This window comes from Sphingomonas sediminicola, from assembly GCF_049991885.1.
In the GTDB taxonomy this organism is placed as follows: Bacteria; Pseudomonadota; Alphaproteobacteria; order Sphingomonadales; family Sphingomonadaceae; genus Sphingomicrobium; species Sphingomicrobium sediminicola.
In genome coordinates this window covers 1,675,504-1,690,235 of the sequence record NZ_CP178916.1, presented here as the reverse complement: position 1 = coordinate 1,690,235, position 14,732 = coordinate 1,675,504, and the positions used below count along the sequence as shown (strand labels likewise).

General features: G+C 64.8%; 11 protein-coding genes and 1 tRNA gene. 8 read left to right on the top strand and 4 right to left on the bottom strand.

Annotation, left to right across the window (positions count from 1 at the left end; all coding sequences use genetic code 11):
- The first annotated feature begins 1 nt into the window (after position 1).
- Genes ACMC5O_RS08730 through virB11 form a run of 5 tightly spaced genes read left to right on the top strand, consistent with a single transcriptional unit; the run spans position 2 to position 6,458 of the window.
- Positions 2-2,404, top strand: coding sequence for a VirB4 family type IV secretion/conjugal transfer ATPase (locus ACMC5O_RS08730; RefSeq protein ID WP_187709114.1), 2,403 nt, complete (start codon positions 2-4; stop codon positions 2,402-2,404).
- Positions 2,401-3,588 carry a type IV secretion system protein gene (locus ACMC5O_RS08725; RefSeq protein WP_426692712.1) on the top strand — a complete coding sequence of 396 codons (1,188 nt, stop codon included), beginning with the start codon at positions 2,401-2,403 and terminating at the stop codon, positions 3,586-3,588. Before ACMC5O_RS08730 ends, ACMC5O_RS08725 begins: the two co-directional genes overlap by 4 nt.
- The gene (locus ACMC5O_RS08720; RefSeq protein WP_187709116.1) at positions 3,585-4,367 is read left to right on the top strand and encodes a TrbG/VirB9 family P-type conjugative transfer protein; all 783 of its coding nucleotides are present in this window, start codon (positions 3,585-3,587) and stop codon (positions 4,365-4,367) included. Before ACMC5O_RS08725 ends, ACMC5O_RS08720 begins: the two co-directional genes overlap by 4 nt.
- Before the next feature lies 1 nt (position 4,368).
- Positions 4,369-5,451, top strand: a complete 1,083-nt coding sequence (locus ACMC5O_RS08715) for a TrbI/VirB10 family protein (protein WP_187709117.1) — start codon at positions 4,369-4,371, stop codon at positions 5,449-5,451.
- Complete coding sequence (gene virB11, locus ACMC5O_RS08710) at positions 5,448-6,458, top strand: P-type DNA transfer ATPase VirB11 (RefSeq protein WP_187709118.1); 1,011 nt, start codon at positions 5,448-5,450, stop codon at positions 6,456-6,458. Before ACMC5O_RS08715 ends, virB11 begins: the two co-directional genes overlap by 4 nt.
- A 10-nt stretch (positions 6,459-6,468) precedes the next feature.
- On the opposite strand, the gene ACMC5O_RS08705 is transcribed toward virB11, so the two are convergent.
- Positions 6,469-6,542, bottom strand: a tRNA-Gln gene (locus tag ACMC5O_RS08705).
- Positions 6,543-6,701: 159 nt separating this feature from the next.
- Between ACMC5O_RS08705 and ACMC5O_RS08700 the strand changes: the two genes are divergently transcribed.
- From ACMC5O_RS08700 to ACMC5O_RS08690, 3 genes are read left to right on the top strand one after another with little or no spacing between them, the layout of a single operon-like run.
- On the top strand, positions 6,702-7,766 hold the full coding sequence (locus ACMC5O_RS08700; protein ID WP_187709119.1) for a Ppx/GppA phosphatase family protein: 1,065 nt from the start codon (positions 6,702-6,704) through the stop codon (positions 7,764-7,766).
- A complete protein-coding gene (locus tag ACMC5O_RS08695; RefSeq protein WP_187709120.1) occupies positions 7,763-8,410 on the top strand; it encodes an RlmE family RNA methyltransferase in 648 nt (215 codons plus the stop codon). The genes ACMC5O_RS08700 and ACMC5O_RS08695 overlap by 4 nt, the downstream gene beginning before the upstream one ends.
- Positions 8,400-9,695, top strand: coding sequence for an NRAMP family divalent metal transporter (locus ACMC5O_RS08690; protein ID WP_187709121.1), 1,296 nt, complete (start codon positions 8,400-8,402; stop codon positions 9,693-9,695). The genes ACMC5O_RS08695 and ACMC5O_RS08690 overlap by 11 nt, the downstream gene beginning before the upstream one ends.
- Before the next feature lie 4 nt (positions 9,696-9,699).
- Here the strand turns inward: ACMC5O_RS08690 and ACMC5O_RS08685 are convergent, their stop codons facing one another.
- The 3 genes from ACMC5O_RS08685 to ACMC5O_RS08675 are packed head-to-tail and all read right to left on the bottom strand — an operon-like array spanning position 9,700 to position 14,287.
- Positions 9,700-10,410, bottom strand: coding sequence for a DsbA family protein (locus ACMC5O_RS08685; protein ID WP_426692711.1), 711 nt, complete (start codon positions 10,408-10,410; stop codon positions 9,700-9,702).
- Entirely contained in the window at positions 10,397-11,779 is a 1,383-nt protein-coding gene (locus ACMC5O_RS08680) for a M48 family metalloprotease (RefSeq protein WP_187709123.1), read from the bottom strand. Before ACMC5O_RS08680 ends, ACMC5O_RS08685 begins: the two co-directional genes overlap by 14 nt.
- A 57-nt stretch (positions 11,780-11,836) precedes the next feature.
- Entirely contained in the window at positions 11,837-14,287 is a 2,451-nt protein-coding gene (locus ACMC5O_RS08675; protein WP_426692710.1) for an Rne/Rng family ribonuclease, read from the bottom strand.
- Positions 14,288-14,732 lie beyond the last annotated feature (445 nt).

The window sequence follows — 14,732 nt, the reverse complement described above, 5'->3', positions numbered from 1 at the left end:
AATGAAGTGGACCGGCCCTGCGCAGTGGATGAAGCGGGAAGCAAAGGCAGGCGATCGCCTGCCGTTCGACCGCCACATCGACGACGCGACGATCCGGCTTCGCGACGGTGCGGTGATGCGCACGTTGCACATCGGTGGGATGGAGTTCGAGACCCAGGATTCCGAACAGCTCGACCATGCCCAGGCGGTGCGGGAAGTGCTTCTGCGCAGCGTCGTCGACGCACGCTTCGTGCTCTACCATCACGTCGTTCGACGGCGGGTGACAGTCGCCTCAGGCGGCGAGTTCGATTCCCCCTTCTGCGCTGCTGTCGGCAAGCAGTGGGATGCGCGGCTGGCCGAGCGCCGGCTGTTCGTGAACGAGCAGTTCCTGACCATCGTTCGCCGTCCGGCGCGGGGCAAGACGGGCTGGCCCGAGCGCCTGCAGCGCCGCTTCAGCCGTCGCACCGAAGACGATCACGGCGCCATTCGCGACCTTGAAGCCGCGACGGCTTCGTTGCTCGCCGGCCTCGAGCCCTATGGTGCGCGCCTATTGTCTACCTACCGGACCGACACCGGCGAACTCTCGGAGCCGCTCGAATTCCTTTCGAGCATCTACAATGGCGAGATGCGGCCGGTCGCCATGCCTCCGGACGGCAGCGACCTAGGGCATCACCTTCCGTACAAGCGCGTGAGTTTCGGCCTCGACGCGCTTGAAGTGGGAGGCGCGAGCGGACGCAGCTTCGCGGCCATGCTCTCGATCAAGGAATATCCGGCAGAGACCCGTCCCGGCCTGATCGACAACATCCTCCGGCTTCCGTGCGAGCTGGTCCTCACGGAGACCTTCGCTCCGGCCGACCGGCAGATTGCGCGCGAGCGAATCGACCTCGCGCTCCGCCGTCAGAAAGCCAGCGAGGAAGACAGCGGAACCGAGCGACGGGAGATGCTCTCGGCACGCGACGCGCTCGGGGCTGGCCAGGCCGGTTTCGGCGACCATCACTTCAGCCTTCTCGTTCGTGCGTCGGACCTCGCCGAGCTCGATACGGCGATGGCGAATGCTGCAGCCGGCATCGCCGACATCGGCGCGATCGCGGTGCGTGAGGACGTGAATCTGGAGCCGCTCTTCTGGGGCCAGTTCCCGGGCAACGAATCCTACATCGTTCGCAGAGCGCTCATCTCGACCGCCAATGCGGCCGGCTTCATCTCGCTCCACGGCTATCCGGTTGGTCAGCCGGTCGGCAATCACTGGGGCGATTCCGTTTCCGTGCTCGAGACGACCAGCTCGACCCCTTATTTCTTCAACTTCCACGAGGGCGATCTCGGCCACTTCTCGATCATCGGCCCATCCGGGTCGGGCAAGACGGTCGTGCTCAACTTCCTCGCCGCGCAGGCGCAGAAATTCGGTCCGCGCACGATCTTTTTCGACAAGGATCGTGGCGCCGAGATCTTCCTTCGGGCTGCGGGCGGCCATTACTCGGTCCTTCGCCCGGGCGAGCCGACAGGCTTCAACCCGCTTCGCCTGCCGAACACTCCCGAAAACAAGGCCTTCTTGCGCGACTGGCTCGGCGTGCTCCTCAACGCCGAGGGGCCGGAGGAGCTTGCCTCCATCTCGGCGGCGGTCGACGCCTGTTTCGATCACGATCCGGCCTTCCGCCGGCTCCGCTATTTTCAGGAACTGCTCGGCGGCCGTCGCCGGCCGGAAGCGGGCGACCTTCAGTCCCGTCTGGATCCATGGGTCAACAATGGCGAGCATGCTTGGCTGTTCGACAATGACGAGGACCATCTCGACCTGAGCGCGCGCATCTTGGGTTTCGACATGACCGCGCTGCTGGACAGCCCGCGCCTGCGAACTCCGGCGATGATGTACCTCTTCCACCGCATCGACGAGCGGCTCGACGGCGAACCGACCGCAGTGCTGATCGACGAAGGTTGGAAGGCGCTCGACGATCCAGTCTTCGCCGCGCGCATCCGCGATTGGCTGAAGACGCTTCGTAAGCGCAACGCGATCGTCGGCTTCGCGACGCAGTCGGCGCGCGACGCTCTCGACAGCCGGATTTCGTCGGCGCTCGTCGAGCAGACGGCGACGATGATCTTCATGCCCAACCCGAAAGCGAAGGCGGAAGACTATTGCGCGGGCTTCGGACTGTCGGCGCATGAACTCGACCTCATTCGCTCGCTGCCCGCACACAGCCGCTGCTTCCTGATCCGCCATGCCAACCATAGCGTGGTTGCGCGGCTGGACCTGGCTGGAATGCCGGAACTCCTGCTCGTCCTGTCGGGCCGTGAGTCCACCGTCCGGCGGCTCGACGCAATCCGCGCCAACGTCGGGGACGATCCCGCCCACTGGTATCCGCTGCTGACGCGGGCTCCGTGGCCCGGCGGTCCGGATGCGGACGATGACGTGCTCTACATCGAGGCGGCTGAGTGAGCGGTTGCCCGACATTCGACGGCGCCGGCCCGTCCGGCATCGCCGAGGCGCTGCGCGTCGTCGACTGCATGAGCGGCGAGGCGGCATCGTTCGCTTTCGCGCGCCTATTCGGGACGGATGCTCTGCTCGGCCAGGCGCTGACGGCGGCGCTGACCCTGTACATCGGCTTCTACGCTATTGGATTGCTGACCGGCCGGACGTCGCTTTCCTTGTCCAGTCTGACCCCGCGGATGATGACGCTTGGCATTGCGCTGACGTTCGCGACCTCGTGGGTCGCCTATCAGTCCGTGATCTGGAACCTGCTGGTCGGTGCCCCCGACCAGATCGCGAGCCTGCTCATCGGCACGAACGGAAGCGCGACTTCATTGTTCGCCGACCGGCTCGACAAGATCTTCGTGGTCGTAGCGCAGGCTGCCGCCGCGACCGAAGCCGCCACGAAGGGTTTGACGGACACCGGCTCGATCGCGTCCGGACCGGACCTGCTTTGGCTGTCCGCTCTCCTGCTCCTGCTGGGAACGGTTGGAGTTCTGCTTGTCGCAAGGATCGCGCTCGCGGCAATGCTCGCGCTGGGCCCCATCTTCATCATCTGCGGCCTATTCGAGGGGAGCCGCGGCTTGTTTGAGGGCTGGCTGAAGGCAGCTGTCCTGTTCGCTCTGACTCCGCTTCTGGCGGTCCTGATCGGAGGAGCGACCATCGCGCTGCTCTCGCCGATGCTGGACTCCCTTGCAGCAGCGGGCGGCCAGGTCCCGCTCCGGCTGACCACGACGCTCTTCTTGGCCGCTGCCGTCTACTGCGCCCTGATGGCCGTGACCCTCAAGATCTCGGCAACAATGGTTGCCGGGTGGCGGTTGCCGTTCGGCGCAAGCCGCGAGCGCAAGACCTCGACCACTTCTGTGGAAGCCGTTCCGGGTCAGTCGCAGGTTCCGTCCGTCGGCCTCGAACCGGCTGCCGCGACCGCAAGCAACAGCGATCCTCGCGTCCGCGCGATCATCAGCGCCGCGTCGGGCGGGGCAGCGAGTTACGACCGCGCTCCCGCTCCCACCTATCCTCTTTATTCGAGCGCGAGCCAGACGGTGGATGCCACCACTGCCCCTGCGCCCGCACCCCGCACCGACCCACGGCTGGGCAGTCTCAGCCGCCAATATCGACCACGTAACATGCAGTTTCAGAGGACCAGCTCATGACGAAAATCCCGGCCGCCTTCCTGGCCCTGGCGCTTTTCGCCGTTCCTGCTCACGCAGCCGATCCGCGGCTCCAGAGCGTCCATTACCAGGCCGACAAGGTCGTCAAGGTTCAGGGCCGTCTCGGCTACCAATCGATGATCGAGTTCGGCCAAGGCGAGCAGATTGAGAATGTCGCCGTTGGCGATTCCTCAGCCTGGCAGGTGACGCCGAACAAGCGCGCCAACCTGCTGTTCCTGAAGCCGCTGATGGGCAAGGCGAAGACCAACATGACGGTCATCACCGATCAGCGCACCTATCTCTTCGATCTCAGCGTCGCCTCGACGGGCAGCACGCCGATGTACAACCTGCGCTTCACCTATGGCGCATTGCCCCCGCCAAGTGCGGAAGCGCCGCAGAAGAAAATTGCCTACCCGCAACTCCTCGCGGATGCGTCTGCCGCGGCTCCGGCCGTCGCCGCGTCTGCCGCGGCTCCGGCCGTCGCTCATCCCAAGATGAACTATGCGTGGAAGGGAAAGGGCGACAAGGAACTGCTTCCCGCCCGCTACTATGACGACGGCCACTCGCTCTACCTTCAGTGGAAAGCCGGGGCGCCGATGCCCGCCTTGTTCGACCGCGACGAGGAAGGCCGCGAAGGTCTTCTGAACTATCGCCAGCAGGGCTCCTTCGTAGTCGTAGAGGGCGTCCCGAACACGCTGGTCATGCGGCTCGGCAAGGACACGGCCGTATTGATCAATCGCAACCAATCAAAGTCGGACTCCATCCGGTTGGCGGGGCGCTAAGATGAAGAATTCTCTCATTCTGCTCGAGAAGCAGGAGCAATCCGATCCACGTATCGAGCTCGAGCCTGAAACGCTTGCGCTCGCCAAGCGGAATTCATTCCCGCTCGTTGCCCAGCGCACCTCGAAGAAGGACGGAATGGGCCTCGCGATGGGCGCCGCCGGAGCGCTGATGATCGGTGCGGTGACGTTCGTCGGGTTGTCCGGCGGTCGCGAGAGCGCTCCCAGCCCCAAGGCTCCCGCCGCGGCCACGCTTCCGCAGACTACTCCGGGAGCGGTCGCGCTGCCGCCGGAGGCTGTAACCCAGCTTGCGCCCGGAGCACCGCTTGCCGCTCCCGTTCCGGGACAAGGCCCGGTCATGACCGGCGAGCCGGCGGTTCCGCCGCAGCTTGTTCCGGGCGAGCCACTAAACACCCATGGCGGCCCGACGCTAATCGTCGACAACAGTGGCTCGAATGCGGGCACGCCGGCGGCCCTCGCTCCCGGCGGTGCGGGCGGTGACGACGCATTCGGGATCGCCAGCACCGACGTCGCCAGGGCCACGCGGATGAGGAACCCGGCCCAGACCGTATCGCAGGGCACTCTGATCCCGGCGGTTCTGGAAACGGCGATCAACAGCGACCTTCCAGGCTATGTCCGCGCAGTCGTGAGCAGCGATGTCCGCAGCTTCGACGGTAAGAATATTCTCGTTCCGAGGTCTTCGCGCCTGATCGGCCAGTACAAGAGCGGCGTCGCGAACGGACAGACGCGCGCCTATGTCATGTGGACGCGCCTGATCCGTCCCGACGGCGTCTCGGTCGCGCTTGCATCGCCTGCCGTGGACGAAACCGGCCAGACCGGTCTTACCGGCAAGGTTGACAGCCACTTCATGAAGAGGTTCGGCTCGGCACTCCTGCTGTCCATCGTTGGAACGGCTTCCACGCTCGGAAGCGGCGGAAGCGCGCTCATCCTTTCCGGCGGGCAAAGCGCTGCGTCGGTGGCCGCCTCGCAGAACGGCCAGATTCCGCCGACGATCAAGGTTCGTCAGGGTCAGCCGATCCGGGTCTTCACGGCCAAGGACCTCGACTTCTCGACGGTGGCTGGATGACCGTACCAGCGCCTGCGACCGCGCCGGCGGACGTAGCCCACCTCGGCGTCTATCTTTCCGCCTATCTGGCGCCGTTCCAGCAATGGCTGGCCGACGAGAATGTCACGGAGATCCTCGTCAACCAGCCGGGCGAGGTATGGACCGAGAGCGCCGGGAAGGCCGGCATGGCGCGGCACGAGGCTCCGGGCATCGACGATGTCCTTCTCAGCCGGCTCGCGGCCCAGGTCGCGCGTTTCAGCCACCAGGGCATCAGCCGCGAGCGGCCCTTGCTGTCGGCGGTGCTTCCGACCGGCGAACGAATCCAGATCGTCAGTCCGCCAGCGACGCGGCGCCACTTCGCGTTGTCGATCCGCCGCCACCGGCTGCTCGACGTTCCGCTGACCGCTTACGAGCGCGAATCGAAGGGTGCCTCTGCAAAGCCTTGGCACGAGCGAGCAGAGGAAACGAGCGACGTCGACTTCCTCAGCCAGGCAGTGCGCGGTGGTGCGACGATCTTGATCTCCGGAGGCACCTCGAGCGGCAAGACGACGTTCCTCAACGCTCTTCTTCGTGAAATTCCGGAGCACGAGCGGGTCATCCTAGTCGAGGACACGCCGGAAATACGCCTCGGAAATCGCAACGGCGTGGGCCTGATCGCCGTGAAGGGCGAGACGGGAGAAGCGCGGGTCACCACCGACGACCTGCTCCAGGCCGCGCTGCGACTTCGCCCTGACCGTATCGTCCTCGGCGAGCTTCGCGGTGGCGAGGCCGTCAGCTTCCTCCGCGCGATCAATACCGGTCACCCGGGCTCGTTCAGTACTATCCACGCCAACTCGCCGCAGGGCGCGTTGGAGCAGCTCGCCCTGATGGTGATGCAGAGTGGCCTCGGCCTCTCGCGGCTGGATACAATCGCTTACGTCCGCTCTGTCGTCGACCTAATCGTCCAGCTCGACCGGCAAGGCGGCCAGCGCGGGATTGCCTCGATCGAACGCACGTCGGACATCTTCAAAAGGGAATTCGGCTCTTAAGTCGATCGACTGGATGCCCCGCGTGGATTCGAACCACGATTGACGGAGTCAGAGTCCGTAGTCTTACCATTAGACGACGGGGCAATGCCGGCAGGCGGGCGGGATAGAAAGAGCCCCTTCGACTGTCAACGCCGCTGGGGCGAACCGAGCCGTCCGCTTGCTCTTAATCGCCTTTGCCGGTTAAATGCGCCTCAAGTCAGCCACCTGATCCAGGTGGTGAAGGATAGAAACGGGCGTTTGTTCATGGCGAATGGTATCGCCAGTGCGCCGGCTCCATCGCTGCGGCAGGATTCGCAGCCAGGTGCGCCGGCCTCGGGAAAACTGCCGGAGCGGCGGTCCCATCACTCTCGTCATACTTACGGAGCGATCGACCTCGGCACCAACAATTGCCGCTTGCTGATTGCCCGGCCTGTCGACGGCGGATTCACGGTCGTCGATGCTTTTTCCAGAATCGTTCGCCTTGGCGAGGGTCTCTCCCGGACCGGAGAGCTATCTCAGGATGCGATGGACAGGGCGGTTGGAGCCCTTTCGGTGTGCGGGGAGAAGCTGCGGCGCCGCAACGTCTCCCTCTCGCGCTCGGTCGCAACCGAAGCCTGCCGGCGGGCTGGAAACGGCGAAGAGTTTGTCGACCGCGTTCGGCGCGAAACCGGCATCGTCCTCGATATCATCGAGCCGCAGGAAGAAGCGCGCCTTGCGGTGCTGGGTTGCCACAAGCTGCTGGAGCCGGGTGACGGTCCCGCACTAATCTTCGACATTGGCGGCGGATCGACCGAGCTTGTCCTGATCGACCAGGAAGAAGGCATTCCCCGAATCCGCAGCTGGTGGAGCGCGCCTTGGGGCGTGGTCTCATTGACCGAGAGCGAGGGAACGGTCGCGCTCGAGGGCCCCGACCGCGTACAAGCCTATGGCCGCATGCGCGAACGCGCCCGCCGCGCCTTCGCAGGCTTCGCTTCGGCCCTTCCGAGCGATGTGGAGGGTATTCGCCTTCTCGGAACCAGCGGGACGGTGACCACTCTCGCCAGCGTCTATCTCGCTTTGCCCGCTTACGACCGCCGAGCGGTCGACGGCCTGCACGTTCCCGTGGATGCGATGCAGAAGATCAGCACGATGATCGCGGAAATGGATCACAACGAGCGCGCTGCGCTGCCGTGCATCGGCCGCGACCGTGCCGACCTAGTCGTCGCGGGCTGCGCGATCCTGGAAGCGATCGTTGAAATCTGGCCGGCGGAGAAGCTCGGCGTGGCTGACCGCGGCATCCGCGAGGGAATCCTTCGGTCGTTGATGGCGCGTGACGGTCACATTCTGTGAAGCGCATCCGCACCGCCAAGGGGCGGAAACCGTCGTCGACCCGCTGGCTCGAGCGGCAACTCAACGATCCCTATGTACGGCGCGCCAAGGCAGAGAATTACCGGAGCCGCGCCGCGTTCAAGCTGACCGAGCTCGATGAGCGTTTCGGCCTGCTGAAGGGCGCGAAGGCGGTCGTCGACCTCGGCATCGCTCCCGGAGGCTGGAGCCAGGTCGTCCGCCGCAAGGTGCCGCAGGGCAAGGTGGTCGGCATCGACCTGCTCCCGACCGATCCAATCGAAGGCGTCACCATCCTGCAGATGGACTTCATGGACGAAACGGCACCGGACCGGTTGAAGGAAGCGCTTGGCGGCGAGGCCGACCTCGTCCTGTCCGACATGGCGGCCAACACCGTGGGCCACCAGCAGACCGACCATTTGAGGACCATGGCGCTTGTCGAGGCAGGACTATTGTTCGCGACCGAGGTGCTTCGGCCGGGCGGAGCCTATGTCGCGAAGGTCTTGGCAGGGGGCGCAGACAATCAGCTCGTCGCCGAGATGAAGCGGCATTTCACGGCCGTGAAGCATGCCAAGCCGCCGGCGAGCCGCAAGGATTCGTCGGAATGGTACGTCATCGCCCAGGGTTTCAAGGGGCGTGATGGCGACTAGGGCGCGCGTGCACCGAATCCGGAATTCCGGATTGCGGCACGCGCTTGTCGAAGCCGCGAACGAGCTTGGGCCGGGCGTCGTAACCGGAGCGGCCGACGACGATCCCAGCGGCATTGCCGCCTATTCGCAGGCTGGCGCGCAGTTCGGCTACGGCCTCCTGTGGACGATGATCCTCACCTACCCGCTGATGTGCGCGGTGCAGCTGGTAAGCGCGCACATTGGCCGGGTGACCGGAGACGGGCTGGCGAAAAACCTGTCCGCGAGCTTCCCTAGGGCTGCCGTCACTTTCCTGGTCGCGGCCCTGCTGATCGCCAATACGATCAATATCGGGGCCGATCTCGCGGCGATGGCTGCTGCGACCGAGCTGGTCATCGGCGGGCGCACGCACATTTTTGCGGTTCTCTTTGCACTGACGACCGTGCTGCTCCAGCTGTTCGTCCCGTACCATCAATATGCGCGCATCCTGAAATGGCTGACCCTCAGCCTGTTCGCCTATGTCGGGGTGCTCCTTTCGGTTCACATCGACTGGTCAGCCGCGCTGATCGGAATGGTCTGGCCGGGTGAGATAGACCGGACGACGATCGTCACGATCGTCGCCGTCTTCGGTACGACCATCAGTCCTTACCTGTTCTTCTGGCAGAGCGCTCAGGAAGCAGAGGAGGTCAGCGACACGGGAGACAAACCTCTCAAGGATGTCCCGCGAGAAGCGCCGGCGCAGTTTCGAAGAATCCGGCTGGATACGTTCGTCGGGATGGCGTTCTCCAACCTGATCGCACTCGCCATCATCCTGGCCGCCGCGGCGACACTTCATCAGCAGGGCATCACCCAGATCAACACTGCGGCGGAAGCGGCTGAGGCATTGAGGCCGATCGCCGGCCAGTTCGCGTTTGCCCTGTTTGCCCTCGGGATCATCGGAACCGGCCTGCTCGCTGTGCCTGTCCTGGCGGGCTCGGCGGCCTTTGCGGTCAGCGAGGCGCGGGGATGGAAGCACGGCCTGGAATACAAGCCACAGCAGGCCGTGCGCTTTTATGCCATCATCGTTGCCGCAACGATGGCCGGTGTCGCCATCGACTTCCTCCACATCAATCCGATCCGCGCCCTGTTCTGGAGTGCGGTCTTGAACGGCGTAGTTGCCGTGCCCTTGATGGCCGCGATGATGATCCTGGTCGGGCGACGCAAGATCATGGGCCGCTTCGTGGCGGAGCCGATGGTCCTGGCCTTTGGCTGGGCCGCAACCCTCGTCATGGCTGCTGCGACGATCCTGTTCTTCGCGTCGCTGCTTTGAGGATTCAGGCCTTCTTCTGGGCGGCCTCGACAGCCTTCTTCAGAGCGTCGTATCCGACCGCTCCGCTAAGCACTCGGTCCCCGACCACGAACAAGGGTGTTCCCGTCGCGCCGAGCTGGCTCGCGAGGCTGAAGTTTTTCTTGAGCTCCGCCTCGATCGCAACGTCCTGGCTCGGCGTCGGCGGGATGTTCGCGATGCGAGCGGCTGCCGCATTCGTTTCCGGCGCGGGTCTCCCCGCCGCGTAGAGGGCGTCGTGGAACTGCTGGAACCGGCCGGCCTTTGATGCCGCGAGCGAAAGACGTGCGGCCACGACGCTGTCAGGTCCGAGGATCGGAAGCTCACGATAGACGACGCGGAGCTTCGGGTTCTCGCGAAGGAGCTGGTCGACGTGCGGGTTGCTCGCTTTGCAGTAGGGGCAGGCGTAGTCGTAGAATTCGACGAGAATAACTTCCGGCTTCTCCGCGCCCTTCCACGACGATCCGAACGGCGTCTCCAACATTCCACGCGAACTGGCGAGCGTCGGCGCATATTGCCGATCGCGCAATGCATCGGCCGCATCGACCAGGATCTGGGGATCGTGAAGCATGCCCTGTCGCACGATGCGACCGCTCATGAATTGCGGAGCGGCGACGAGCAGGACCGCCGTTGTCAGCACGGACCCGACGACACCCCCCACGATCGCCGAGACCAGCGGCGATCCCTTACTCTCTGTCACGGCCCTTCTTGTCCTTCTTCAGCTCGATCTTCGACACCATGGCGATGTCCTGGGCACGAAGATAGTCCGGAGTTCCGGCGGGAATCCCGCGCATGGCCATTTCGGCACTCGCCAGCGCGAGCTTCGGATTGCCCTCGAGATTGTTGCGCTCCGCCGTTGCTAGCGCTGCCCGAGGCGTATCGCCTTCGCTGTCGTAGATGATGCCCAGCTGGTACCAGGCAAACGGGTTCTCGTTGTCGACCGCGACCGCTGTCTTCAGGATTCCCTTCGCCTCTTCCATGTTCTTCTGGTTCTCGGTCGAGATCAGCGCGTGGCCGAGCATGGAGGCGATCAGGGGCGCTCGCCCGGACTTTTCCGTGGCCTCCCTCAGTGGGGCAATGGCTTCCGCCGGCTGCCCGGACTCGAGCAGGATCTGGCCCTTCAGCTCAAGGAAATAAGGGTCGTGCGGGTTCGTCTTCAGCAGGGAGTCCGCTTCTGCCAGAGCTTTGTCCGGATAGGCGCCGAGATGGTAGGCGTAAGCGCGGGCGTAGTGCGCCGGCACCGTCTGGTCGGTTTCCGGATACTTGCTGATCGCCTGCTTCGGATTGATGAACCCGACGAGCTTCGCCTTGACCCGCTGGAACCGCGCCTCGAGCGCGGGGTCAGTCGGCTTGTTCCACGCCGGGTCCTTCTCGAACAGGTTGGTCAGGATCGAGATTCGTTCGCTCGATAGCGGGTGGGTCCGGTCGTAGCTGTCGGTCGCGTAGATCGCGAGGCGATACTCCTGGTTCTGGAGCTTCTTGAAGAAGTCGAGGCCGCCTTTGCCGCTGATCCCGGCCTTGTGCAGGTAGCTCGCGCCAGCGAGATCGGCGCTGGTCTCCTGCGCCCGGGTGAAGGCCAGGAACTGACCCATTGCCGCGCGCTGGCCCATCATCATCAGGCCAAGACCGGCGTCGCCTGCACCTGCCGCGATTGCAATTGCGCCGAGCACCATGGTCGCGAGGGTGATCCCGGTCGCTTCCTTCATCCCTTCGCCCATTCGGATGGCGTGTCCGCCGGCGACGTGGCCGAGCTCGTGGGCGATGACGAACTGAAGCTGGTTCACATTGTCGGCCCGGGTCAGGAGGCCCGAGTTTACGTAGACGTTCTGGCTGCCGGCGACGAAGGCGTTGATCTCGTCGTCGTTGAGAAGGACGACCTTCACGCTCTTGTTGTCGAGGTTTGCGGCCTCGACCAGCGGCTTGGCGATGTCGGCGAAAAGAGCTTCGGTCTCCGTGTCACGGAGAATCGATGGCCCTTCGTCGGCCGCGACTGCGGGCCTCGCCGAGGCAAGGCCAAGCACCAGCGCCAGCATCAGCATCCGCACGAAGCGGGAAAGCGGCGAGCTCATGCCGCCGCCTTCCCATTCGCGGTCTGAACGCTGGATGAAAGCAGTCCCTTCAGCGGATCACCCGAAGGTGCGTTGCCACCAGCCGCGACGAGGTCCGTCACCCGAGTCATCGTCCGCTTCGTCATTGTCGGCGGTAGGCGCGGCAGCTTCCGGCGCAGGCGCGGGAGCCTCCGCTGTCGCCTTCTTTGCACGCGACTTGCGAGCCGGCTTGGCGGGTTTGGCTTCCGCCTTTTCTTCGGCGGCAGCAGGAGCGACGACCGCCTCAGCGGTTGCGTCGACCTTCTTTGCGCGGCTCCTGCGGGCCTTGGGCTGAGGCTCGGCCGGGGCCTCGACCTCAGCGATCGGCGGCTCCTCCGCCGTCGGCGTTTCAGCCATCGGCGAGCGCTCCGAAGCCACCTCGGCTTCCTCGGTGTTCACGTCGACCGCGGACTCGGAGCGCTTGCCACGACGGCGACGCCGCTTCTTGTCGCCAGCGGGTGCAGCCTCTTCCACGACGCCCTGCTCGGGAGCCCGCGGCTCCTCGCCTTCGGCGGCCGGTTCGACACCGGCTTCGTCGGCTCCCTCGGCGCCTTCGCCACCTTCGCGGCGGCCACGGCCACGGCCACCCCGGCGCCTGCGCCGACGGCGGCGACCCGGGCGGTCCTCTTGCGAGCGAGAGGTCTCGCGCTCTTCCTGTTCTTCTTCCTCGTCCCCGTCCTCGTCGGCTTCATCTCCGAGCAGGGCTTCGACTTCTTCGAGGTCCTCCTCGATCGGAGTCGGCTCGGGGCGACGCTGCGGAGCGGTCGGACGCGGACCCGAGCTTTCGACGCTCATCCGGGCGCCTTCGAGGCCCTCGTCAATCGCGACTTCGATCGAGACGCCATAACGCGCCTCGATCTCGGCGAGCTCGCTGCGCTTCTTGTTGAGAAGATAGATCGCGGCCTCGCGCCCGGCGCGGAGCAGGATCTTCTCACCCCGGCCGCGCGCGGCCTCGTCCTCGATCATGCGGAGCGCCGAAAGGCCGGCCGAGGATGCGGTGCGCATCAGGCCAGTGCCTTCGCAGTGCGCGCAGGGCTTGGTCGAAGCTTCGAGCACGCCGGTGCGCAGGCGCTGGCGGCTCATTTCCATGAGGCCGAAGCTGGAGATTCGACCGACCTGGATGCGGGCGCGGTCGTTCTTCAGCGCCTCCTTCATCGCCTTCTCGACCTTACGGACATGGCTGTTCTGCTCCATGTCGATGAAGTCGATGACGATGAGGCCCGCCATGTCGCGAAGCCGGAGCTGGCGGGCGATCTCGTTCGCTGCCTCGAGGTTCGTGGCGAAGGCGGTCTGCTCGATATTGTGCTCGCGCGTGGACCGGCCGGAGTTGATGTCGATCGACACCAGGGCCTCGGTCGGGTTGATCACCAGATAACCGCCCGACTTCAGCTGGACGACCGGCTGGTACATGGCCGAAAGCTGGTCCTCGACCCCGTAGCGCTGGAAGAGCGGCGTCGCTTCGGAATGAAGCGCAACGCGCCGCACATGGCTCGGCATCAGCAGCTTCATGAAGCCCCGGGCCGCCTTGTAGCCATCCTCGCCCTCCACGATCACGTCGCTGATATCGCGGTGATAGAGATCGCGGATGGCGCGTTTGATGAGATCGCTGTCGCGATAGATGAGCGCCGGTGCGCTGCTCTTCAGAGTGCGCTCGCGGATCTCGTCCCAGAGGCGGGCGAGATAGTCGAAATCGCGCTTAATCTCGGTCTTGGTGCGCGACAGGCCGGCCGTACGGACAATCAGGCCCATGGTCTTGGGCAGGTTGAGGTCCGACATGATCGACTTCAGACGCTTGCGGTCGGCACCGTTCGAGATCTTCCGGCTAATGCCGCCGCCGTGCGACGTGTTCGGCATCAGAACGCAGTAACGGCCGGCGAGGCTGAGATAGGTCGTCAGCGCCGCGCCCTTGTTGCCGCGCTCTTCCTTGACGACCTGAACGAGCAGGACCTGGCGGCGCTGGATAACGTCCTGGATCTTGTAGCGACGACGGAGGTTCTGGCGCTTCTTGCGAAGCTCGTCGGCGGCGGACTCGTCGACCGGCGAGCGGTTCGAGCCGGTGCCGGCTTCCTCGGCGCCGTTTTCGCCATTGCCTTCGCCGGTGCCGTTCTCGTCGGCTTCGGCCTCAATGGCCTCAGCCTCTGTCTCCTCGACATCGCCCTCATCGTCGTCCTCGGCGGCGCGCAGGCGCTCTTCCTCGGCAGCGTGCTCGGCCTCCTCGCGGAGCAGGGCTTCGCGATCGGCCTTCGGGATCTGGTAATAGTCTGGGTGGATTTCGCTGAAGGCCAGGAAACCGTGACGGTTTCCGCCGTAATCGATGAAAGCCGCCTGGAGCGACGGTTCGACTCTCGTGACCTTGGCTAGGTAGATGTTTCCTTTGAGCTGCTTGTGCTCAGCGGATTCGAAATCAAATTCCTCGATGCGATTTCCGGTCGCGACTGCAACCCGGGTCTCCTCCGGGTGGCGCGCGTCGATTAGCATGCGCGTTGACATTGAAAATTCTCCGGGCGCGCGAGCCGCTCCGTTCCGGGCGGGCGCGCGCAATTGAAATGGCCATTCCAGTCGGGTGTCGGCCGACGGTCATGGTATCCTGTTGAATTGTTGCCTCTGCTGCGTGAACCATCCCGGATTTTGCGGGAGACGCGACCCGCCGCTCTTCAGGGAGCGGGCGAGAGGCGTTTCTTGGCATCATGCAGCGTCAACCTGTGAAGCCGCATCCCCTGCGGGAGCGGCGCTTGATCCTTTGCCGCCGTTTCGGGGCTTAGGATTAATGCCGGTTAGCATCCCCCGACGGGTGCCGCAACTGGCTGGGAGAGGTCGGAACCGCTGGAATCCAGCAATAATTGCGCGTTAACCATGTTCGCGTGATAGGATGACTGCGGCAAATGCCGGGTAAGGGAATAATGGCGCCAAGGTCGAAACGGGCGAGAGCGGCAGT

What these genes read in the sequence shown, in the direction of transcription:
- ACMC5O_RS08730 (WP_187709114.1), top strand. Translation starts at nt 2, where the DNA reads ATGAAGTGGACCGGCCCTGCGCAGTGGATGAAGCGGGAAGCAAAGGCA.
- ACMC5O_RS08720 (WP_187709116.1), top strand. Translation starts at nt 3,585, where the DNA reads ATGACGAAAATCCCGGCCGCCTTCCTGGCCCTGGCGCTTTTCGCCGTT.
- ACMC5O_RS08715 (WP_187709117.1), top strand. Translation starts at nt 4,369, where the DNA reads ATGAAGAATTCTCTCATTCTGCTCGAGAAGCAGGAGCAATCCGATCCA.
- virB11 (WP_187709118.1), top strand. Translation starts at nt 5,448, where the DNA reads ATGACCGTACCAGCGCCTGCGACCGCGCCGGCGGACGTAGCCCACCTC.
- ACMC5O_RS08700 (WP_187709119.1), top strand. Translation starts at nt 6,702, where the DNA reads ATGGCGAATGGTATCGCCAGTGCGCCGGCTCCATCGCTGCGGCAGGAT.
- ACMC5O_RS08690 (WP_187709121.1), top strand. Translation starts at nt 8,400, where the DNA reads ATGGCGACTAGGGCGCGCGTGCACCGAATCCGGAATTCCGGATTGCGG.
- ACMC5O_RS08680 (WP_187709123.1), bottom strand. Translation starts at nt 11,779, where the DNA reads ATGAGCTCGCCGCTTTCCCGCTTCGTGCGGATGCTGATGCTGGCGCTG.
- ACMC5O_RS08675 (WP_426692710.1), bottom strand. Translation starts at nt 14,287, where the DNA reads ATGTCAACGCGCATGCTAATCGACGCGCGCCACCCGGAGGAGACCCGG.